General features: G+C 41.3%; 16 protein-coding genes. 8 read left to right on the top strand and 8 right to left on the bottom strand.

From position 1 onward, the window contains the following. Position 1: 1 nt before the first annotated feature. The 3 genes from JZY04_RS17995 to metG form a co-directional block, all read right to left on the bottom strand. Entirely contained in the window at positions 2–1,186 is a 1,185-nt protein-coding gene (locus JZY04_RS17995) for a glycosyltransferase (protein WP_122142334.1), read from the bottom strand. Positions 1,187–1,189: 3 nt separating this feature from the next. Next, complete coding sequence (locus JZY04_RS17990) at positions 1,190–2,635, bottom strand: lipopolysaccharide biosynthesis protein (protein WP_122142333.1); 1,446 nt, start codon at positions 2,633–2,635, stop codon at positions 1,190–1,192. A gap of 117 nt (positions 2,636–2,752) precedes the next feature. Then, complete coding sequence (gene metG / locus JZY04_RS17985) at positions 2,753–4,792, bottom strand: methionine--tRNA ligase (RefSeq protein ID WP_122142332.1); 2,040 nt, start codon at positions 4,790–4,792, stop codon at positions 2,753–2,755. 690 nt (positions 4,793–5,482) lie between these two features. Here metG and JZY04_RS17980 point away from each other — a divergent pair. The 8 genes from JZY04_RS17980 (at position 5,483) to JZY04_RS17945 (ending at position 15,708) form a co-directional block, all read left to right on the top strand. After that, positions 5,483–6,877, top strand: coding sequence for a hypothetical protein (locus JZY04_RS17980; protein ID WP_122142330.1), 1,395 nt, complete (start codon positions 5,483–5,485; stop codon positions 6,875–6,877). A gap of 321 nt (positions 6,878–7,198) precedes the next feature. Then, positions 7,199–8,089, top strand: coding sequence for a formylglycine-generating enzyme family protein (locus tag JZY04_RS17975; RefSeq protein ID WP_122142329.1), 891 nt, complete (start codon positions 7,199–7,201; stop codon positions 8,087–8,089). A 16-nt stretch (positions 8,090–8,105) separates the two neighbouring features. Next, complete coding sequence (locus tag JZY04_RS17970) at positions 8,106–9,269, top strand: 6-bladed beta-propeller (RefSeq protein WP_122142328.1); 1,164 nt, start codon at positions 8,106–8,108, stop codon at positions 9,267–9,269. A 252-nt stretch (positions 9,270–9,521) separates the two neighbouring features. Then, positions 9,522–11,582, top strand: coding sequence for an acetate--CoA ligase family protein (locus tag JZY04_RS17965; RefSeq protein ID WP_122142327.1), 2,061 nt, complete (start codon positions 9,522–9,524; stop codon positions 11,580–11,582). A gap of 98 nt (positions 11,583–11,680) precedes the next feature. Further along, entirely contained in the window at positions 11,681–12,169 is a 489-nt protein-coding gene (locus JZY04_RS17960) for a radical SAM-associated putative lipoprotein (protein ID WP_122142326.1), read from the top strand. After that, positions 12,159–13,244 carry a TIGR04133 family radical SAM/SPASM protein gene (locus JZY04_RS17955; protein WP_005811789.1) on the top strand — a complete coding sequence of 362 codons (1,086 nt, stop codon included), beginning with the start codon at positions 12,159–12,161 and terminating at the stop codon, positions 13,242–13,244. Before JZY04_RS17960 ends, JZY04_RS17955 begins: the two co-directional genes overlap by 11 nt. Positions 13,245–13,417: 173 nt before the next feature. Further along, positions 13,418–15,085 (top strand): hypothetical protein, encoded by a 1,668-nt coding sequence (locus tag JZY04_RS17950; RefSeq protein WP_250717301.1) that lies wholly within the window; start codon positions 13,418–13,420, stop codon positions 15,083–15,085. Between the two features lie 239 nt (positions 15,086–15,324). Next, positions 15,325–15,708, top strand: a complete 384-nt coding sequence (locus JZY04_RS17945) for a DUF3244 domain-containing protein (RefSeq protein WP_233484689.1) — start codon at positions 15,325–15,327, stop codon at positions 15,706–15,708. Positions 15,709–15,988: 280 nt separating this feature from the next. On the opposite strand, the gene JZY04_RS17940 is transcribed toward JZY04_RS17945, so the two are convergent. From JZY04_RS17940 to JZY04_RS17920, 5 genes are all read right to left on the bottom strand, one after another. Next, positions 15,989–17,188: a 6-bladed beta-propeller gene (locus tag JZY04_RS17940; protein WP_122142352.1), complete on the bottom strand. Its 1,200-nt coding sequence runs from the start codon at positions 17,186–17,188 to the stop codon at positions 15,989–15,991. A 176-nt stretch (positions 17,189–17,364) separates the two neighbouring features. Next, positions 17,365–19,047, bottom strand: coding sequence for a hypothetical protein (locus JZY04_RS17935; RefSeq protein WP_122142325.1), 1,683 nt, complete (start codon positions 19,045–19,047; stop codon positions 17,365–17,367). Positions 19,048–19,069: 22 nt separating this feature from the next. Beyond that, positions 19,070–20,608: a YifB family Mg chelatase-like AAA ATPase gene (locus JZY04_RS17930; RefSeq protein WP_005781730.1), complete on the bottom strand. Its 1,539-nt coding sequence runs from the start codon at positions 20,606–20,608 to the stop codon at positions 19,070–19,072. A gap of 35 nt (positions 20,609–20,643) precedes the next feature. Next, entirely contained in the window at positions 20,644–21,714 is a 1,071-nt protein-coding gene (locus JZY04_RS17925) for a TlpA disulfide reductase family protein (protein WP_122142324.1), read from the bottom strand. Between the two features lie 110 nt (positions 21,715–21,824). Further along, on the bottom strand, positions 21,825–23,516 hold the full coding sequence (locus JZY04_RS17920) for a tetratricopeptide repeat protein (protein ID WP_005811783.1): 1,692 nt from the start codon (positions 23,514–23,516) through the stop codon (positions 21,825–21,827). Positions 23,517–23,657: the final 141 nt, after the last annotated feature.

The raw sequence follows: 23,657 nt of genomic DNA, 5'->3' as shown, positions 1-23,657 counted from the left end.
GTTAAATTAATCCGTGTCTGCGGAAAGTGTCCATCCATAGCGGGCCTACATGCTCGATGTCGTACCTGCTTTTACGGGTTTGTGCTTTATGGGCTATCTGGCAGCGAAGTGTGTCATCTCCGGCTAAACGAAGAATAGTTGCCGCATATTGCTCATAATTGTTGTCGGGGATAATAAATCCGTCTACTCCGTCATCTATCATATCGTAGATTGCATTGAAAGAGTCGAATCCGATGGGAATTACCCCTAATGACATCGCTTCCGTAAATACGGTGGGCAATCCTTCTATGACAGAAGTCAGACAGATGATCCGTGCACGGTCGATATAGGGAATAGACATTTGATGACCTGTCAGTCGGACACGTTTCAATTCTTTTTCCCTGATGATCTGCCGGCATGTGTCGAATCGCGGTCCGTCTCCTACGAGTGTAAGTTTCCAGTCCGGCAGTTTATCCTGAATCATTTCCCATATTTTCAATAATCTGGGTAATGCCTTTTCGGTTGCCATTCTGCCCACAAAGATAATTTCTTTATCCTTCTGTTCTATTGGGATGACGCTATGTACAGGTTGTATGGCATTGGGAATGGCAGATAGCCTCCGGGCATCTTTTTTACCGATAAGTTTTCTGAACTCGGGGATATAGGCAGGCGAAAGCAGCACTACTTCATCAAGCGTGTCGTAGGCTGAACGGTTCTGGTGGCTGACCACTCTTTTTAACAAGTTGATATAAAGTTGTGGCAACATCCATTGAAAGAATTGTTTTGCCCCGCGTACATCCTTAAAACGGAGTGTAGACAATTCGTATTGTTTCAGCTGCGTCGTGTGGCTGGGGCAGTTGTGAATCATCGTGAATATTTTTATACTGGGATTTCTTTTCCTGATTTCAAGGTAATATCTGCGTGTGTCTCCGGTGATGACATGTGAGTAGTCAAGAATTACATTTATTTTCTTATCGACAATAAATTCACAGATTGCCTCGATGTTCCGGGGAGTGTAGAACTGAGGATAATGATCGGGCAGCAAGAGCCCGTTCTCAAATTCACTGTCAGCCAGTTCCAGGTACGAAAAGTAAAGTTTGCTATCTACCCCGTGTGCAGTCAGCCATTCGGTCAGTTGCGCATAGAACCAATAAAAACTATTGGCACGGTGAGGAAATGCTTTGGTTTGTTGAATCAGGATATTCATAGCTTATTTCTGGAGTTTTTTCCGGATAAACTGTACACTTTCAAAGAAAATCACCGATTTGCCGATCCACATGATGAATATATAAAGGCTCACGGCTATTGTTACCTTGAGTATCAGCAACACATAAAGGTTGTGGAAGCCGAGTGTTAAGAAATGGCTGGCGCCTATGACTGCTATGGAAATCAGTAGGTACGGGGTGATATCTTTCAGGGCCTCCCACAGGGTAATGTGTATCTGCTTGTTTACGAAGTAATGCCATATCAACAGCCAGCCGATGTTGATAACCGTATAAATCGCAACCATGACGAGTATGCCTTGTGAGATCGTACAAAGAAGTATTGTGAGTTGAACCAGGCTCTGTGCAATGGTATTCCACATAAACAGATTCGATTTTCCTTTACTGATCAGCAGATTGGAGTACATATAAGTAATGGGGACAAATGCTCCCCAGATGCAAAGAATCTGCATGATGGGTACACATGCCTGCCATTTGGCGGTGACGGCAATTACGATGAACTCGTTGGCTATCAATGCCAGTCCGAACATGGAGGGAAACGATACGAAGGCTGTAAAACGTAGCATCTTCCGAAATATATTTTTCTGTCGCATGGCGTCGGAAGAGGTTTCGACCAGGACAGGCTGAGACACCCCGTTGATCATGTTGCTGATCAGTGAGAATCCCATATTGGTCCATTTGTTGGCTTGCGTATAATATCCTACATCCTGACTGGTATAAAAACGTCCCAGAAGAACAGAGAATATATTATCATTGATGTAATGGAATACATTGGTGATAAGTAGCTTACTACTGAACGGAAGCATCTCTCTGATGGGTTTGAAATTAAATGAAAAAGTGGGACGCCATTGAGAGAAGTGCCACAGCAACGCATTGGCGATGGAAATATAAGTGATCTGCTGTACGGCCAGGCCCCAGAAAGCCATTCCGTTGTATGCCATTACGATTCCTATGGTCCCCGAACAAAGTAGTGCGATAATCGTAGCTTTCGCTTTCTCTTTTACCATTAGTTTTTTAAACAACACCGCATTGTGGGCGGTCCCGCAACTGGAGATCAGAAAGCCTAAGAAGAGGAAACGGGATAAGGGAACGAGCTGCGGAGTCTTATAAAAATCCGCTATAAGAGGGGCACAGAAAAAGAGTAGCAGATAAAGCGATGCCCCCATCAGAAAACTGAACCAGAACACCGCATTGTAATCTTCATGACGGAACACTTGCTTATTGGCGAGAGCGGCAGTAAAACCACTTTCCTGTATGGAATTGGCTATAGCGGTAAATATGGCCAGCATGCCTATCATACCGTAGTCCGTTGCATCCAGCATACGAAGGAGGATGATTCCGAACAGAAGGTTCAGTAATTGCTGGATGCCATTGCTGAATCCTCCCCAGAATAATCCTTTGGCTGTTTTCTCTTTTAGCGATTGCTCTGTCATATTAAAGCAGATTCCTCCTTTTCGTTCTTAAAACGTTAGTACGGTTGAATAAAAAAACAGAGGGTGCACCCGGAGCCCCATTCAATAGAGCCCTGAGTACACCCTTTATTTTATTACTTATTTCACTTCACTTCCGGGTTTCACTTCCCGTCCGGGCATTACGACAGCCAGGCTGCCGTCATGGTTTTCGGCACTCAGGATCATACCTTCGCTGATGATGCCTTTCAGTTTACGTGGAGCCAGATTGGCGATGAAGCAGACCTGCTTGCCTACCAGCTCTTCCGGTTTGTAGTGTTGTGCGATACCGCTGACGATGGTACGTGTCTCCAGTCCGTCGTCTATCTTGAACTGTAACAGTTTGTCGGCCTTAGGCACTTTCTGACATTCGAGAACGGTGCCTACACGGATATCGAGTTTCATGAAGTCGTCAAACTCGATATTGGCGCGGATCGGTTTGGCTTTGTAGTTTGCTTCTTCGTTTGCCTTCTTCGTATCGAGCAGCTTCTGTACTTGTGCCTCAATAGTGGCATCTTCTATCTTTTCGAACAGCAGTTCCGGCTTGTTCAGTTGATGTCCGGCAGGAAGCAGGTCGTTCCGTCCCAATTCTGCCCAGTCGAAGCTATCCATATTCAGCATCCGGCGTAAGCGTTCCGAACTGAACGGAAGGAACGGTTCGAAAGCAATGGCCAGGTTGGCTACCAGTTGCAGAGAGATATTCAGGATAGTGCCTACACGTTTCATGTCAGTTTTTGCCAGCTTCCAAGGTTCTGTGTCAGCCAGATATTTATTACCGATACGGGCCAGGTTCATCGCCTCTTTCTGCGCGTCGCGGAATTTGAATACATCGAGTAGTTTTTCAACTTCAGCTTTAACGTCGGAGAACTCTTTCAGCGTCTCTTTATCATAATCAGTAAGTTCGCCCGCAGCAGGTACTTTACCTTCGAAGTATTTCTGTGTCAATACCATCGCACGGTTCACGAAGTTCCCGTAAACGGCTACCAATTCGTTATTATTGCGTGCCTGGAAGTCTTTCCAGGTGAAATCGTTATCCTTGGTTTCGGGTGCATTGGCTGTCAATACATAACGTAATACATCCTGTTTTCCGGGGAAGTCTTCCAGGTATTCGTGTAGCCACACTGCCCAGTTACGCGAGGTCGATATCTTGTCTCCTTCCAGGTTCAGGAATTCGTTGCTCGGTACGTTATCCGGTAGAATATAGCTACCTTCAGCCTTCAGCATGGCAGGGAACACGATGCAGTGGAATACGATGTTATCTTTTCCGATAAAATGAACCAGGCGGGTTTCAGGATCTTTCCACCAGGTCTCCCATGAATCGGGAAGCAGCTCTTTCGTATTTGAGATGTAACCGATCGGGGCATCGAACCATACATAGAGGACTTTACCTTCGGCTCCCTCTACCGGCACAGGAATACCCCAGTCCAGATCACGGCTGACTGCACGTGGCTGCAAACCCATGTCGAGCCAGCTTTTGCATTGTCCGTATACATTCGGACGCCATTCTTTGTGATCTTCCAATATCCACTGGCGGAGCCATGTTTCATGTTTGTCAAGTGGCAGATACCAGTGTTTGGTTTCTTTCATGACCGGCTTGCTTCCGCTGATGGCACTTTTCGGGTTAATCAGATCGGTAGGTGAAAGTGAAGTTCCACACTTTTCACATTGGTCGCCATAAGCACCTTCCGAGTGGCAATGCGGACATTCTCCGGTGATATAACGGTCAGCCAGGAACTGGTGTGCCTCTTCGTCATAATATTGTTCTGAAGTTTTTTCGATGAACTCACCCTTTTCATACAAGGTCTTGAAAAAGTCGGAAGCCAGTTCGTGGTGTGTTTTGGACGATGTACGGCTGTATACGTCAAACGAGATACCGAATTCTTCGAATGATTTCTTAATCAGGAAGTGATAGCGGTCTACCACATCCTGCGGAGTGATACCTTCCTTTTTGGCACGGATGGTGATGGGTACCCCATGTTCGTCGGAACCTCCGATGAAAAGTACATCTTCTTTCTTCAGTCGCAGATAGCGGACATAGATGTCTGCCGGTACATATACACCGGCCAAATGGCCGATATGGACGGGACCGTTCGCATACGGCAGTGCCGATGTGACGGTAGTTCTTTTAAAATTCTTTTCCATTGATATATTGCGTGTATTTATTGTTATCTACTTGGGAACGTGCAAAGATAACGACTTTCTGATGAATTCTTTATATAATAAGATGGATGATTTTGAATAATAACCCCATACTCTTTGTTAATTTCAATAAAGATCATGATCTTAAGGAATGAATAAAATGGAGGGGTGGAACAATTGGGCTGAGAGTTCTTTTGTGTCTCCGGTTGCATGCTTCCGGTTTGGGATATAGATGTGATGGACCAATATTGTCCGTTAAGGGAAAGATCAATGTTAAGGGTTTGATTATAAATGGCACACTGTTCTTCTCAAAAAGTTAAAGAACCGGAAGTAAACTTGTTCTTGTCGGTAGTTATAGTTCATCTTAGCTGCTGAGATGTGCATCTTGCGTGCTAAGATGTATATCTTGCACGCCAAGATGTGTATCTTCAACGCTAAGATGAAGAAAGATGTGTGAAGGAAACTGTTTCTCTGAGGGTTCGGATAAACTTTGAATGCCATCTTTAGGACTTCTGATTTTAACTTCGTGGTGAGTATATTCAATGTTATATATAAAGTGTGTCCGGAAAATTGGGAGTGACAAATCGGGATGTATTAAAATAACGTACTGTTTTCACTGTATCGTTATAAAAAAGATATATCTTTGGGAAAGAACAATTTTGTTAACTTTGAAAAACTAAAGACTGATTTCTGATGAAACACTTTATTGGCATATTGCTTTTGTCTTTGCTTCATTTTTCTTGTTCGCCGATACATGATGCTCCGTTGAAGTTGGCTCTCACAATGGCAGGAGACAATGAGAAGGAATTTTTATACGTATTGGAGCATTATGAAAATGATTCGTTGAAGCGGAAAGCTGCCTGCTTCTTAATAGAAAATATGATTGGTAAAGGGACGATCCGTTATTTGCTTCGAGAGAGTGACAGCAGTTACGTACAGCAGACCCCCGAACCGGATTTAATGTATGTCACTGCCGCTTATTTGATCGAAAATATAGATTTGGCTTTTGAGGTCTGGCAAAAATATCCTTGGTGCAAACAATTGTCTTTTGGAGAGTTTTGCCGGAATATATTGCCTTATCGGTTAAAACAGGAGCCTTTGGACCGATGGCGTTCTTATTACTATACACGTTATAAAGCGACAGCCGATTCGCTGGCACGGGCAGGAGCTACCATGCAGGAGGTCGTTTTCTTCTTTAACTCACAACATGGAAAGAAATATCTTCATGATGCTGCCAAAATACCGGGGGACTTCTCTATCGAGTTGATAGAGAAGCTGGGCGGAGGTACCTGTGATCATCTGGCATTGAATGCGGTTCAATTGATGCGCGCTGTCGGTATCCCGCTGAATCTGGATATTCTTCCATACCACGGTAAGGTAAATGGAGGACATGCTTACAACAGTTTTACCGATGAAGACGGAAAATTTTTCTACTTTTCTCCTTATGAGCGTGAACCGGAGCGGAGTCGATGGATTGCTCCTTTGGTACAGCGTGTCTGCTATGAACGCCAACCGGAGCCGGAAATAGGGCGCAACCGTTGGAATGCGCAATTGGTCAATCGCTTACTGAAGGGGGTGACTGCCCAGTATTATTTGTCCGACAGTGTCCGGTTACCTGTTTGTACATCAGATACGGTGGCTTATATCGCTACTTTTAATCGTGGAACTTTCAAGGTAGTGTCGCAGGGAAGAGTGAAAAATAACAGTGTATTGCACCGTGTGTTGCCTTACGGATTACTTTATTTTCAGGTGGCGGATAAGGAGGGAAAGTTGTTTCCGATAGGTGATCCGTTTGTGATGACCCCGGATAGCATTCACTTCATTACTCCGACTCGGCAGCCTACTTTGCTGGATGGTATTCTTACTTATGATGTAAAGCGGGTTTTGAAGTTGGGTGACGAACCTTATACGCTGCTTTATTGGAAAGATGGCTGGCAACCGCTAAAAGAAGTAACCTCTAAAGACTCTCGTACACTGGATTTTGGAGAGGTACCTGTCCGCTCACTGTTTCTGGTATACGGCGATACATATATGGGACATATGCAGCGTCCTTTCTTATTGGAGGATGGCAAGCCGGTGTACTATTGACAGATGAGACCGGATAATCAACGATAAAATAGGTGGAAATACCACGCCTTGTCATCTTTTCCTTTTGCCAGGTTGTGTTTTTTAGGAAGTGAAATTATGTTGTTGAACACTTCCGGGAAATAAAAAAACAACTTTATTCAAAAGCTTGAATTAATTATCTACATTTACGACCACATGAAATAAATAATACGTTGTATCTATAAAAACCATAGACAAAAGGTATTTGAAGAGATATACGTAAATACACAACGGCAAATCGGTAAATATCCTATCTTGTAGTATACAGAGGTGCCTTATTTAGAATTTTAAATGAATTAAAGAATGGGAGATTTTGTTTTTAGTATAAAACATCTGTGTACTTGTACCGGAATGTCAAAAGTCAGAACCCTGACAATTATGGGGGCACTGTTTCTCACCTTTTCTTGTACGCAAAACAAATCTGTACAAGACTCTATACAAAGTGTTACGTTTACCGTGAATGGAGAAGATTTTGAGATGATCCAAATACAAGGCGGTACATTTATGATGGGATGTACAGATGAACAAGGGTGTGATTGTGAGGACAATGAAAAGCCTGCGCATAAAGAAACTGTATCTACTTTTTACATGGGTAAATATGAGGTCACACAAAAATTGTGGGAAGCCGTGATGGGAAGTGATTCTAATCCGTCTGCAAATACCGGCTGTGATGATTGCCCGGTAGAAAATGTAAGCTGGAATGAAGCCCACGAGTTTTTAAGTAAGCTAAATGCTCTTACTGGTAAAACTTTCCGCCTTCCAACAGAAACAGAATGGGAGTATGCAGCACGTGGCGGGAAGCGAAGTGAAGGATATAAGTACAGTGGAAGTAATAACATAGATGAGGTGGCGTGGTATGTTAAGAATTATCAAGAGGGTGGAACTGGAGAAATGAAAACCACACATCCGGTAGGGCTCAAAAAGCCCAATGAGTTGGGATTGTATGACATGAGTGGAAATGTGTGGGAATGGTGCGAGGATACGTACACTAAAGAATATTATCACGATGGCAAATCAGTCAGTCCGGAATGGCCGTTAAAAGGAGCTACTCTTTTCTTTAGGCGTGTATTGCGGGGAGGTAGTTGGGGAGGTACTTCCCTGGGATGTCGAGTGTCATATATTGATTATGATATAGGAAACTATAATGATGAATATGGAGGCTTCCGGTTCGCTTTAGATTCAAACCAAGAGTAAACTTAAAACATATATTATGAGAAGAGTAGAGATTATTATGTCGTTATTCCTGATGATCGGATTGTTGGGATGCGTGGAAAAAGAGGAAAAGACAAATGTAATCACAGTGGATGTTACTACAACTTATCCTGAGAAAGAATTAGTTCTTCAAGATCTTATGGATGTAGAATATATCCCGTTGGAAACGAATGATGAATTTATAACTCAGGGTAGTGTGATGGCTATAGGTGAAAAATATATATTAGTAAAAAACTGGAGCCATGATGGTAATATTTTTGTTTTTGACAGAAAAACCGGTAAAGGGATAAGAAAAATAAACCGGAAAGGACAGGGGGATGGAGAATATAGTTTTATCAACGGAATTATTTTAGATGAAGATAACAACGAAATGTTTGTCAACTGTGCTTCAACAAAGAAAATATATGTATATGATTTATCGGGAAACTTTAAACGGGACTTTAAGCATGTAGAAGGTGGTGAATATTTAGAAGTGTTTAATTACGATAAGAACAATCTGATTTGTTATGATATGTCTTTGTATTATAAGGAGGGACAACCGAGAGAAGAAAACAGATCCTATCACCTGATTATATCGAAGCAAGACGGAAGTGTTACCCAAAAAATTTATATACCTTTTGATGTCATAAAAACTCCGGTTGTACAGAAGGGTGGGGCGGTTGCAATGACTTCTATACGTTCTATAATTCCATATCGGAAAGAATGGTTACTTGTTGAAACTTCCTCCGATACGGTATATAACTATGTACCGGAAAAGAATCAATTAAATCCTTTTCTTATAAAACCTCCTACCAGGGATCTGGAGATACTTCTCACAATGGGAGTTGTTACAGACCGCTATTATTTTATGCATACTGTAAAGAAGGATTTTGATTTTACTACCGGAAGAGGATTTCTTATTACCGATTTAATGTACGACAAGCAGGAGAATGCAGTTTTTGAAGCGAATGTGTTCAATGGTGATTTTGTAGAAAAACAAAACGTAGATATGCTTTCAGATCCTATGAATGGTGATGAAATAGTAGCCATCCAACCATTGGCAGCCAACAAAATTGTTGATGCGTATAAAAATGACGGATTGAAAGGAAAGTTGAAAGAAATAGCTGCTGGACTGGATGAAGAGTCAAATCCGGTGATTATGCTGGTGAAAAATAGAGGATAATATAAAGCATTCTGTTTCTCCTTTTTGTGTTTTGTAAATAATGAAAGATAAAAAGGAGGGATAGTGTTTTATTTTTTAAGTTGGATTTGTATATTGGACGATAGACTGTATCCTGATGCAGGGCATTAATTTCTTTGAGAATATGATTCCGTTTGGAGACGTTTTAGTTTTGTATATTTTAGGTGAGATTCGTTTGACGATAAATTCTAAAACGATATATTTGTGAATGAATAATCGTATAATATACAATCTATGATTACAACCCAGTTACTTCATCCCCAAAGCATTGTTGTGGTAGGGGCGTCGAACAATACACATAAGCCGGGCGGTGCTATCTTGAAGAATCTGATAAACGGTGGTTATCAGGGAGAACTTCGGGCTGTCAACCCCAAAGAAACAGAAGTGCAGGGAGTGCCTTCTTTTGCCGATGCAAAGGAGTTACCCGATACAGATCTTGCTATTCTTGCTATTCCTGCGGCTCTTTGTCCGGAGGTGGTGGAAACACTGGCCGGAGAGAAGCAGACGCGGGCTTTCATAATTCTTTCGGCCGGATTTGGAGAAGAAACGCAGGAAGGCGCTTTATTGGAAGAGCTCATTCTTGAGACTGTTAATAAATATGGTGCTTCACTGATTGGTCCGAATTGTATCGGATTGCTCAATACGTGGCATCACAGTGTGTTTACTCAGCCCATTCCGAACCTAAACCCCCAAGGAGTAGACCTAATCTCCAGTTCCGGGGCTACCGCTGTTTTTATTTTGGAGTCCGCAGTAGCCAAAGGTCTTCAGTTCAATTCTGTTTGGTCAGTAGGAAACGCCAAACAAATTGGAGTAGAGGATGTCCTGCAATACATGGATGAAACTTTCGATCCACAAAAAGACTCAAAAATTAAACTTATCTATATTGAAAGCATTAAGAATCCCGACCGACTGTTGTTCCATGCTTCTTCGTTAATTCGGAAAGGATGTAAAATCGCAGCTATTAAAGCAGGCAGTTCGGAAAGCGGTAGTCGTGCGGCATCTTCACATACCGGAGCTATTGCCAGTTCCGATTCGGCAGTTGAGGCTTTATTTCGTAAAGCCGGCATTGTGCGATGTTATTCACGCGGAGAGTTGACAACGGTTGGTTGTATTTTTACCTTGCCTGAATTGAAGGGACGGAATTTTGCTATTGTTACTCATGCCGGGGGCCCCGGTGTGATGTTGACCGATGCTTTGTCGAAAGGAGGTCTGAACGTTCCGAAATTGGAGGGTCCCCTTGCCGATGAGTTGAAGAGTAAGCTGTTTCCCGGTGCTTCAGTAGGCAATCCAATTGATATTTTGGCAACAGGAACTCCTGGACATTTGGGGATCGCCATTGATTATTGTGAGGAAAAGTTTGAGAATATAGATGCAATTCTTGCTATATTCGGTACGCCGGGACTGGTGACAATGTTTGAGACCTATGAGGTGCTGCACCAGAAAATGCTGACTTGTAAGAAACCTCTTTTTCCGGTTCTTCCTTCAGTACGAACTGCCGGTGAGGAAGTAGCCTTTTTTTTGGAGAAAGGACATGTTAACTTTGCCGATGAGGTGATGTTGGGCACGGCTTTGTCGCGTATCATCAATGCTCCTAAACCGGCTGTGCCGGAGATTGAATTGTTTGGAGTAGATGTACCTCGCATTCGCCGGATTATTGATTCTATTCCGCAGAACGGTTATATTGAACCTCATTATGTTCAGGCCTTGCTTCATTCTGCCGGTATTCCGGTAGTTGAGGAGTTTGTGTCCGGCAATAAAGATGAAGTTCTTGCTTTTGCCCGACGTTGTGGCTTTCCGGTGGTAGCTAAGGTTGTGGGACCTGTACACAAGTCGGATGTAGGAGGGGTGGTACTTAATATAAAAAGTGAGCAACATTTGGCACTTGAGTTCGACCGTATGATGCAGATATCTGAGGCGCGGGCCATCATGGTGCAACCTATGCTGAAAGGGACTGAGTTGTTTATCGGAGCTAAATACGAGGAGAAGTTCGGGCATGTAGTGCTTTGCGGTTTGGGTGGTATCTTTGTGGAAGTCTTGAAAGATGTCTCTTCCGGCTTGGCACCTTTGTCTTATGAGGAGGCCTATTCGATGATTCATTCGCTTCGGGCTTATAAGATTATCCAGGGAACTCGCGGACAGAAAGGGGTGAACGAAGATAAATTCGCGGAAATTATTGTACGTCTGTCCACGTTACTTCGCTTTGCTACAGAAATAAAAGAAATGGATATGAACCCTCTGCTGGCCACTGATAAGGAGGTTATTGCCGTAGATGCCCGTATCCGGATAGAAAAATAAATGCTGTTTTCAGAATAAAAAAGAAGGAAAGCAGATGCAGTATTACACTTATTCCTGCGTTTACTAAAAAGAGATGGACTTAAACGCGAATTCTATATATGAAAAAGAAAAACGAACAATGGCTGCGATATAGTAATCGGGCACTTTCTGGACTACTTGTGTTGCTTGGATTTATGTCTTGTGACAATGGAGGGGGCGATACGCCCCTCGAATATGGTATGCCTTCTGCCAAATATCGGGTGAAAGGTAAAGTTATCGATGCTGATACACAGGAACCTGTTCCGGGTATTGAAGTTGTTTCCGGAGCCGTACATGAAGGTGACGGCAGAGCATGGCTGAGTTATCCGGATACGTTGATCACTGATAAGGATGGGGCTTTTGCCACTGAAAGGGTAGAGTTTCCGTCTAAGAAATATCGTTTTATCGTCCGTGATGTGGATGTTGATTCCAATGGCAGTTACTCTAAAGATAGCGTAGATGTAGAAGTTGGTGGGTTTACAGGCGGAAGCCATTGGTATCGGGGAGAAACAGTTATAGAGAAAACAATTCAAATCAAGAAGGAAACGGTAAAAGACGATGAAAAATAATCCGGGACGATTGTCACTTCGCAAACGCCTGGGATTGGAGATAGCCCTTAAAATGAGAAACAATCTCCGGGAATTGCATCCGTTGCGTCAACTTTTCTGGGAATGTACATTACGGTGTAACTTGGCATGTAAACATTGTGGAAGTGATTGCCGGAAAATGTCGGAACAGAAGGATATGCCTGCAGAGGATTTTCTTCGGGTTATAGATTCGATTACACCGCACGTCAATCCTAATGAGGTTAACATTATTATAACCGGAGGTGAACCGCTGATGCGGAATGACCTTGAGGAAGTGGGGTTAGCTCTTTATCGTAGGGGATATCCATGGGGAATTGTATCCAATGGGCTATATTTAACCCGTGAACGGCTCGATAGTCTGATGGCTGCCGGCTTGCATGCTGTTACAATTAGTCTGGATGGCTTTGCAGAGGAACATAACTGGTTGCGTGGTAATCCGGATAGTTATGAAAAGGCGTTGGAGGCCATTAAGATGTTGGTGCACGAACCCGAACTGACCTGGGATGTTGTTACCTGTGTCAATCGGAAGAATTACTCTCATTTGGGAGAGCTAAAGAGCTATTTGTATACTATAGGAGTGCGTAACTGGCGTATTTTTACTATTTTTCCGGTGGGGCGTGCGGCCAGTCATCCGGAATTTCAGTTGACAAATGAAGAATTTACCGGAGTTCTGGAATTTATCAAGCAGGTACGGAAGGAAGGGCGTGTCCATCTGAGCTATGGTTGTGAGGGCTTTCTTGGTAATTATGAGAGTGAAGTACGTGATCATTTCTATTCGTGTAATGCGGGTATCAGTGTGGCTTCTGTCTTAGCCGACGGCTCTATTTCAGCCTGTCCCAGCATACGCAGTAATTTTCATCAAGGCAATATTTATAAAGATAACTTTATGGAAGTATGGGAAAAGCGCTTTCAGATGTTCCGCGATCGTGAGTGGGCACGTAAGGGTGAATGTGCGGATTGTAGCTTTTTCCGTTATTGTGAAGGTAACGGTATGCATTTGCACAATGACGAAGGGGAGCTCCTCTTTTGTCATCAGAAGAGGATTGTAAAACTTTAGGAGATTATTTGGAACTATTTTTATAGATTGGGATAATTAGGGACTGATTCATGCTTTATTTAGAGGCTATTATAGTATTTTGATCATATACATGAAGGACTTACCTTTGCAGATACCAAAATCAGACAATGATGAGTGAACACACAAAAAATATTCTATTACTATTATTCACTATGATACTGATAGGATGTGAAAAGCAACACCCATCATTGCCTTTATTACTTAATGCCGAAAGGTTAATCGAAACTTACCCTGACAGTGCCAATATAATTTTAGCTGGAATACCTTCTCCTGACGCTCTAAGTATAGCCGAATTCTCTTTGTGGTGTATGCTGAAAGGAAAAGTTGCTGATAAACTGAACAATAACAATCTGCCTTCTCCCTGTAATCTGGATCGTGCACTGGCATGGTACATGAAACATGGAAGTACCGAAGATCAAGCGAAGATGCAGCTTTATTTGGGACGTTCTTATTATGTCGACGGTGAATACGATAAGGCTATGAGTAACTATGTCGAAGCCTTGCATTCTGCCCAAAATAATGGGTTGTTTAATACTTCAGGCTATATCTGTACGTATATAGCTGATTTATATAACTTGAACGATATGCCACAAATGGCAATGAATCAATATGAAGACTCTAAGATATTGTTTGAGAAAGCGGGAAATAGAAAAAGCCACATCTATGCAATAAGGAATATTGCCCGACAATGGTGTGCTTTGGACTCTTTTGACCGAGCATTGTGTTGTATAAAAGAAGCTGATTCTCTTGCACAAGGTTTAAGTGATAAAAGGATTCAATCAATCATAGAAAATGCTTTTGGGAATATATATCGTGATTTGAAACGGTACGAAGAAGCAGAAGGCTATTATATAAAATCGGTTTCCTACGATTCTATTAATACAACTTACAGCTATTTGGGGCTAATCAATCTATATTTAGAAACGGGATTCCCCCAAAAAGCACGAATGGCATTGAACAAGGTCTCTTCTAAATTCCCTCCGGGAGAATTTTCAATTAGAAAGGCTTACTATAGGATTAATAAAGCAGAGGGTAATTACCAGTCTGCATTAGAGAATCTGGAAGAGTATCAATGCGCTGTTGATTCTATTACTATGGCTCAACATGCATCAAGAGTGTTGGAAATAGAGAAAAAGTATAGTAACTTTAAATTAAGAGAAAAAGTTAATGAGCTGACAATCCAGCAACAACGTTACATCATAATCCTCTGTATTTGCGTCTTCTTTCTGAGTGTTATAATTTTCATGTACTTTCTTTATAAACAAAAGATAAAAAACAAACTGGACAAACAAACGATAGAATTAGCTGCAAAGAAAATCGAATTATTGAATTCAACTATTGAATTGGAAGAAAAGAGGCAGCAGCTGTCCCAGTTAGTTGACCTGAAAGATAAAAATGAGGGTGCAATTAATGAATTGCAAGAAGAAATTGACAATTTAACACAAAAATATCATCAGTTGCAAAGAGTGAAAATTAATAGTTCCCCCATTTATAAAAAACTGTTGGAATTAACCAACCATAAAGCTCCCCGGGAAGAGGGTTTATTGACAGAAAAGCTATGGAACTCCATAGTGGAAGAGAGTACGGATACATTTCCAAATCTCAAATCTCATGTATATAGCCTGTGTCTGGAACTTACGGAACAGGAGTGGAAGTACTGTTGTCTGGTTATGTTTAATTTCGATTCTAATATTGAAGCTGACTTGCTGGGTATTTCTCCAAACTCTGTCTCTAAAAAAAGAGTAAGATTACGCCAACATCTTGGATTAAACTCTTTACCTAAAACAACTCTTTACGAGCATTTACTTACTAACCTATAACTTAGGTACAGCATAAAATCGGTGTCGGATTTTACTTTTTTTCAATATACTTCCAATTATTCGGTATAAATACAATATTTGCTTGAGAAACAGATAGGCATTATTCCCTTTGTCCATCAAAAAATATATAAATTGCTGATATTCAATATGTGATTGTCCATGCCTAATTGCAGCAAAATGGATGTATTTATTAAATTTGCTATTAATTTTGCTGTGTCTAATCAAAAAAACAGCAAGTTATGAAAAAAGTAAAATTACTATTTATTCTATCATTATTATTTTGTTTGGTTCCAAGAGCCATAACAAAAAATACATCTTTGAACGCAGTACAGGAACGGAACATAAGTCTTTCAGAAAGTTGGGAAGTTGTAAGAGGCTTACCGTCTGTTGAAGCATCGATAAATTATGAAGAGGAGTTATTGTATATAAAATTTAATACAACTTTTGATAATGTAAATATTGAGATTAAGGATGCACATAACACTGTCCTTGTCCATGATCTCGTCCATCCAATCGAGAATATGACTTATACTATCTCGATGAAAGGTTTGCCGCTGAATAAAGGATATAAGTTACATATACATAATCAATACGGAGAAGCAACCGGACTATTTTTCTTATAATTAAGCATATAGAGAGATAATGTATTTATAAAAGGTCCTGCAAATCCAACTGTTTTATTTGTTATTTCGGGTTGTTGGGGCATAGCAGGGGTGATTGATAGATTATTACGTACATTTGGTAAATACAGTCTCGGGAAGAAACAGATTCTATATAGCAGAAATTTATTATAAGATTTTAGAAAATTATTCGCAATGGCTTGACAATAAGGGAGGTGCCGAAGGTTAATCCACCGGGGCACTTCCCTTAAGTTATCAATGGCTACTATTTACAATCACTCTTTTACTTTCTCAATTTGGCGAATAATACGATATTATTGTCGTTTTCATTGAGAGACTTAATTAAGTCTTGTACCTTTTTCTTTCTGTCAGCTGCCAGTCCTTTCTTATTGACTTCTTTCTCAAGCATTTCTTTCAATGCCAGTGGTTCCATATTAGTGACATAATACCCATTACTGAATGAAGGGTAGATTGTCGAACTGGGAGTAGTAAGAAAGTCGTTGTAAAGACGCACATAATTGCCGTGCAAAGTTTTCTTGTTAACTATGTAATAAGCCGGTTTAGAACTGGAGAATGTGTTTTCGTCTACTTGTACTGGGAAAGATACATCGCCTATGAAATGATTGGGTATCTCATAATAACCGTGCCAAGGCAGATTATCGTTTGATGGATATTTTACAGTAAAACGCCCTTCCAGTTTGTTTTTTGCGGCATTATAGTGGTATAGAGTATCTACACTTGGTTTAGGCATAATTTTGAGTAGCATGACATCATAAGCAGAGGTATTATTTCCCATCAATACTTCGTTGCTGAAATCCTGTGGCATAGAAAGACTGCCCGGTGCTACAAAGTTTTTACGCTTACCCTTTAAATCTTGAGTCCATACTACTGCAGGCCAGTTGGGGAATGGCAAAACGGTGACTGTGACTTCTGATTTAGCAGTATCTACCCGGAATTTTCCTTTGGGAACTCGCAAACATAGGGGAATAGGGTCTAATGCATTGCCTTTTAAGTCAAATACCAATATCTTGTTGCTTTGCCAGGGTAAAATGTAGATGCGGTTATTTGCTTCGTCCAGTTGTTCGGCATATGTATTAAGGTATTCGTTTGGTCCCTGTCCATACGATCCGATAGTGGTAATAAACTTACCCGAACGATCGAATAGTTTGTAAGGGGTCTGTTTGTTATTGCTTACTAAAATATATTTCTCTCCGACGGTCGTCCGTACCCAGCCACCAATGAGCGCTTCATCCCGATTGTCGAGTTTTACAATTTGTAATTCTTCTGTCAACTGACTCAATGGGAAATTTACGGTATCTTTCAGTGCTTTTAAGTCGCAACCGATCAACGGGCCATTGGGAGTATTCGTAAGTTTGGCAACTGTGGGTGATTTTGCGAGTGGATCGTTGTCCCCCGTTGTAAAAGCAAAAGTTGGCAATAAACAGCAGATTGCCAAACTGTGATAAATCATTCTGGTTTTCATAAGCATAAATAATTAGATGAATAATCAAACGCGTTTTGTAATAGCAAAATTAGCTATTAGTGGGAGGGAGGACAAAAAAACAGGCGGACAAAAATAGATGCTTGACTGTTGCTTAGTTTGTTGTTGCTCAGTGTATTAGTTGTGGGCTTCCCTTTTCGTCTGGCGGACAACTATTATCAGAAGCTTTGGAGAATGGCGTCTAAACTGAGAGTTTCATCAGAAATATGCATCTTTTCTGTTTTAATTCGGTACTTGCGTTTAGTGATGGCTGCTTTACTGACACAATAGATATCCGATAGGTCTTGTATGTTCACATTGATCTTTACCAGGCAGCAAAAACAAATATCTTTCTCACTGAGTTGCGGATAATTTTCTTGCAGCCGGTCAACGAAATTATTAAATGCATCATTTACCGCTTGTTTTACTTCGCTCCATTCTGCATCATTTACAGTGATTTTCCGGCTGTTTGGACCATCTTCCGGAGAGTTTTCTGTATGGAGGGAAGGAAGCTTCTGGAAGAAAGAGATGTGACGGAATAGGGCTTCACGCATTTCACTTTCTTTATTACGCATGAAAATCTCTTTTTCGCGTAGCGCACTTAGTTCAGCTTCTTTATGCAATAATTCATTCTCGTGTTGCAATCGGCGAGCCTCTTCTTCTGCCTGTTCTGCTTGCAGCTTTCGCTCCGATAGCAATCTTTTCTTCTTTTCCTGATGATAGAAAAATGATATCAGTAGGGCTATGAATAATAGAATAACTGTGATTCCCATCATCCATAATTCTTTTTCTTGCTGAGTGAGACGTAGTTGATACAGTTCATTCTGAAGCTTGGCTTCGTTGTATTTTCTGGTAGTCTCTTCTGTTTTAACGTTTAATGTAAGATTGTCATACAGTATATCTTCATTTTTTGCCAGATAATATGCCTGCTCAGGATATTGCGTCGCATTTATTAACCGGAACAGGCGGGAGGTTGCTTCTGCCGCGATATATGGTGAGTTTGAGATAGCTGCTTGTTTATAATAGTATTGGGCTGAATCCAGTTGGTGCAAGGATTGGAATATTTGTCCGCGGATCAATTGATAGTAAGGTACGTCATAACGATTACGGCGATACGAGCGGAGCTCCAGCATGGATTCCAGTGCTTTGTTGAAATCTTGCTGCTGTAGATGATAATTCACAATATCTTCGGCTATGGAATAGTTTAGATAACGGTATTCTTTTGAAGGGGCAAGCCATTCAAGCATCTTATAATATCCTTCTATTGCTTCGTCTGTCTTTCCCATTTTTTTTAATATTTCCAATCGGCTCCGATGGTCGTAAAATAAAGATAGAGTATCATTAGATGGATTATTCAGTGTCAGTACGCTATTTGCCAGATCAAGGGCTTGCGAATATTTTTTTAGATTAAAGTAGGCAAATTTTTGCATGTTGTAATAATATCTCTGTTGGTTATATGTCATATACTTTTTCTTGTTTTGAAGGGATGAAGCGACATGTAAAACAGAATCCGGCTGGTGCTTGTAAAAGTAACTGTTAGCTTGTTCCAGTTGAGCCTGTAACCATTGGGCTGTATCTCCATATTGTAAAAAAAGTGGGATGCATACTTTAAGTAGAGAATCTTTGGGCTTTTGAGTTTTCCACAATGTGGCTTTGTATAATTGGAAGCAGTATTCAGCCCGCTGTTTATTGGTTAGATGGTTTGGTTCTTGTATTTGTTGAAGATAAAACAGCATACTGTCTGTAGATACTTTTTCCATTTCTACAGACTTACTAAGCAAAGTTCGTGTAGAGTCTTTGCATCCGGTCATTCCATATGATAACAAGATAAGACAGAGTGTGATAAGGAGGTTTTCTTTCATTATAACTTTGCTCTTCATAACATTATCCAGCCCAATTCTCTCGATCTAAGTTCCGGTAGCTGATGGCTTCTGCCAAATGCTCTGGTTTTATTTGTTCGCTTCCTTCCAGATCGGCTATCGTACGAGATACTTTCAAGATACGATCATAAGCGCGGGCTGAAAGATTGAGGCGTTCCATGGCATTTTTCAACAGTGACAGACCTTTTGTTTCAGGCTGTGCAAAAGCCGATAGTTGCTTGCTTGTCATTTGAGCATTGCAATAAGTTCCCGGATAACAAGCAAATCTTTCTTCCTGTATTTGTCGGGCCTTGATCACTCTTTGCCTGATGGCTGCACTGGATTCTCCTTGTCGTTGTTCTGAGATCTTTTCAAATGGTACAGGAACTATTTCAATTTGAATATCAATCCGGTCCAGCAGAGGACCAGATATCTTATTCAGGTATTTTTGTACTTGTCCCGGATTACAGACGCATGGTTTGGTCGGATGGTTGTAATAGCCACATGGGCACGGGTTCATAGATGCTACCAGCATGAAACTGGCAGGATAGTCAATCGTGCTTTTTACGCGTGAAATGGTGATACGACGGTCTTCAAGAGGCTGACGCAATACTTCGAGCACACTGCGGTTAAACTCCGGTAGCTCGTCCAGAAAGAGGACTCCATTATGTGCCAGGCTGATTTCTCCCGGTTGCGGAAAACTGCCTCCACCCACCATAGCTACTTGTGAGATGGTGTGGTGTGGGTCACGAAAGGGACGTTGGGATATCAGAGAAGAGTTGCGTCCTAACTTGCCGGCTACTGAATGTATTTTGGTTGTTTCAAGGCTTTCACCTAAGGATAGAGGGGGCAAAATGGAAGGTAGCCTTTTTGCCATCATCGATTTACCGCTGCCCGGCGCTCCTACCATAATGAGGTTGTGGCCTCCTGCAGCCGCCACCTCAAGTGCACGTTTCACATTTTCTTGTCCTTTCACATCTGCGAAATCGTATTCAAAGTCACTTTGGCAGGCATAAAATTCTTCACGGGTCTGGACTGTAGTCGGTGTCAGTTCGTGTTTATCATTGATGAATTCAATAACTTCCTGTATATTACTCACTCCGTATACCGACAAGTGATTGACTACTGCCGCTTCCCGTGCGTTTTGCAAAGGAACGATTAACCCGGTAAATCCTTCTTCCCGTGCTTTGATAGCTATGGGTAAAGCTCCTTTGATGGGTTGGATTGTTCCATCGAGACTGAGTTCCCCCATTATCATATAGCGAGATAGTTTCTGGGATGAAATTGTCTCGCTGGCAGCCAACATTCCGATAGCCAATGGCAGATCGTAAGATGAGCCCTCCTTGCGGATATCTGCCGGAGCCATGTTGATAACAATATTGCTGGTAGGCATCTTGTACCCGGTTACTTGCAGGGCAGACAGAATACGCTGGTGGCTTTCTTTAACTGCTGAGTCGGGAAGGCCTACCATGTAGAACATACATCCTCGTGAACTGTTGACTTCTATAGTGATGAGGGTTGCTTCAATGCCTTGTACAGCCGCTCCGAATACTTTTATAAGCACGTGTTTCTAATGATTTTGAGGTTAGTGACTCGATTTTAGCGGTTAGTTCTTCCGGATTTCTTTTCTTCGGTTTTCAGTAATTCTTTTAGTTTATTGGTAAGTGCTTCTCCTTTGATGTCTCTTGCCAGAATTCTGCCGGTTGGCGAGATCAGGATATTGGTTGGTAGCGTCAGTATTGCATATTGCTTCGCTGTTTCTGAGCTTAAACCGGTAAAATCGCATACTTGCTCCCAATTCAGGCTATCTTTACTGATGGCTGTTTCCCATGCTTTCTTATCTATATCAAGCGATATGCCTAATATGGCAAAGTTCTTGTTTCTCTTATATTCCTTATTTAGTTTTTTCAGCTCTGTATTGGCTTCGGATGGTTGGTCACACCACGAAGCCCAGAAATTAAGTAGAAGATATTTGTCTCTGAACTTTTCAGCTGAACGTGATAACTTCTCACCTTTTTTATTGGGTAAACTAAAATAAGGAGCAGATTTACCAACAGTCACTTTTTCCAGTTGATCAATATAGTCGCTGATATTTTCAATATAAGGACGATCAAGGAGTGCTCCCGTCATGCTTTCGGTTATTTCTTTTATTTTGGTATAATCCGGCTGTGGTATCTGCACAAAATATTTGTCGAGGAGATAAATACTGGCCAGTGAGGAGTTGTGTTGGCGGATAAATGTTTCGGCTTTTTCCTGCATCATTTTATTGGATACCTGACCCAAACTTTTCTGTTCTTTCATAAAAAGACTCAAGCTTGTGTTCGGTTCATTGCCATCTATATCCAAATGGCTGAGATCATTCGCATTTCCTTTTATCTTGATTTGGTTTCCTTTATCCAGGAAGAGCGGATACTCTACATTCCCGTTTATCAGGAGTACAGTTGCTGTGAGCGTATCGATTACTGTCGAATCTACGTTGAGATTGTAGTTAAACTTACCTTCTTGTGCATAAATGGTATCTATGCGATCATATAGAGCGTCTGTTCCATATAAGTAGAGTGTGTCGTTAGTCAGTCCCTTAAGTTCACCTTCCAGACTGATTTGGGTGCTGTTGCTTTTACAGGCAAACAGGCAAAACACGGTAATAAATAGAATCCCTATCTTTCTCATTCTTATTTCTTTTCTGCGAAAGTAAGGGTTTTGTAGATAAAAAAAAAGAATTGCCCGCCATTTATGTGGCGGACAACTCCTTTTTTATATTTTTCTCAATTAAGTCTCGCTTATTTTACGATGTTCATGAAATCAGAATTCGTATAATATTTAGCGAACTCAAGGTCTGTAGCAGCTTTCTTAGCCAAAGCCGGGTTCTTAGCTACAGCGCTCTTCAAGCTGCTTGTCAGCATAGAAGTGTTGTTAGTTCTTGCACCCAGAACAGCCATCAGATAGTCTGTGTAAGCATCCGGAGTTGAGATACCAGCCAAAGTGTTTTTAGCTTTGTTGTAGTCCTTAGCCAGGATCTGTGCCAAAGCAGCACTGTTTGTTTTAGTGTCTCCAAATGCGTTTACTGCTCTTTCGTATTGTCCCTGAGCTACGTACAGGTTACCCAATGTTTCGTTCAGTTCTTTAGCACCGGCAGCTTTACCTAAGTATGACTCAGCAGCAGCTTTGTCACCCTTAGCCAGAGCGATCAAACCTAAGTTCATGTTTACTTCAGGAGCAGCTTTAATGCTTTCTGCTTTTTTCACGTATGATTGAGCCTTGTCCAAATCACCTGCTTGATAAGCCAGTTTACCCAAGTTGTTGAATGCACGGTAGTCATTCGGGAACTGCTGAGAAGCTTTTGTATAGATGTCAGCCTTCTTAGCCGGGTCGTTAGTCAGTGTAGCAGCATACAGGATTTCTTCCAGATTCAACTGTTTCGGATCTGTTGCAGCCAGATTAGCGATTTCTTCATCAGACTTACCGATGATTTCATAGTTCAAAGTCAAACGAGAACGACGCAACTGCGGCAGGATTTCGTCAGCCAAAGTTTTGTATACAGAAGAGATGTTTTTGATTTCTGTCTCTCTTTGTTCCGGATCCTGATACATAGACAGAACACGAAGAATCAGTTCTTTATCCTGAATGTTTGATTTAGAAACCAGTTCCTGGAAACCTTCCCAGTCCTGAGCAGTATATTTAGCATCAACCGGAACTTCGATTTTAGCTTTCTTCAGGTCTTTATTGATCAGTTTAGTAGTGTTACCTTCACGGTTCTCAGCCAAACCTGTGTTCAGTTTCACACCACCATCAGGAGAAGCATAAGCAGAAATTTCGATATTGCTGATCTTTTTGTTTTCTGCATCGTTTACGTTAGCAACTTCCTTGTTGAATTCCTTAGCGGTTTTCAATTCGCTTGAACGGATGTTAGCCTGTTGGATAAGGAACATGATGTTAGCGTTGTGTGCTTCTTTGATGATACGTTGGAAAGCGTCGTCACCCAAAGCCGGATTAGCGCTGCTCAAAGTATTGTTAATCAATTCAGAAGTAGAGATCACACCGTCTGCGATTTTCACTGCAGGGATAGCGATTGTTTTTTTTCCAACTTTTGCGTTGAATTCAAGGTACAGTTCAGACTTAGCCATTTCAGGAACATAGTCGAATGTAGTTTTCATCGTGTAATTACCACCCATCTTGTAAGAGATAGTCTGGTCGTTACCTTCTACCTTTTCACCCTGGAATACAGCAGGCTGTCCTTTCACTTGTCCACCTTCCCATTTCAGGACCGGAGTTACTTCAACAACTGCGTTCTTTTTGAAATACTTTTCAGGGAACTTTCCGTTGATAGTCACAGGAACTTTACCACCTACAGCTTCCAGTACCTGAGGAGTCGTAGTGAAGTAATCAGATGACAGTGCACCCATTTTGTTGCTACATGATGACAATGCAACAACCAATGCCATAAGTAAAGGCAAATACAACTTCTTGATCATTTTAGGTATAAATTAAATGTTTGTAATTGAAATTTTGTCTATTCAATACGCATCTGTGGATTGCCCATAAATGCTATGCAAAGATATTAATTCTTATACATTTAGGCAAATACACCTTTAATTTTATTATAATTTAATGAA

It is taken from the genome of Bacteroides sp. 11BF, assembly GCF_019633765.1.
GTDB classification, from domain to species: Bacteria; Bacteroidota; Bacteroidia; order Bacteroidales; family Bacteroidaceae; genus Bacteroides; species Bacteroides hominis.
The sequence above is the reverse complement of the archived record's forward strand: the minus strand, read 5'-3'. Positions and strand labels throughout refer to the sequence as shown.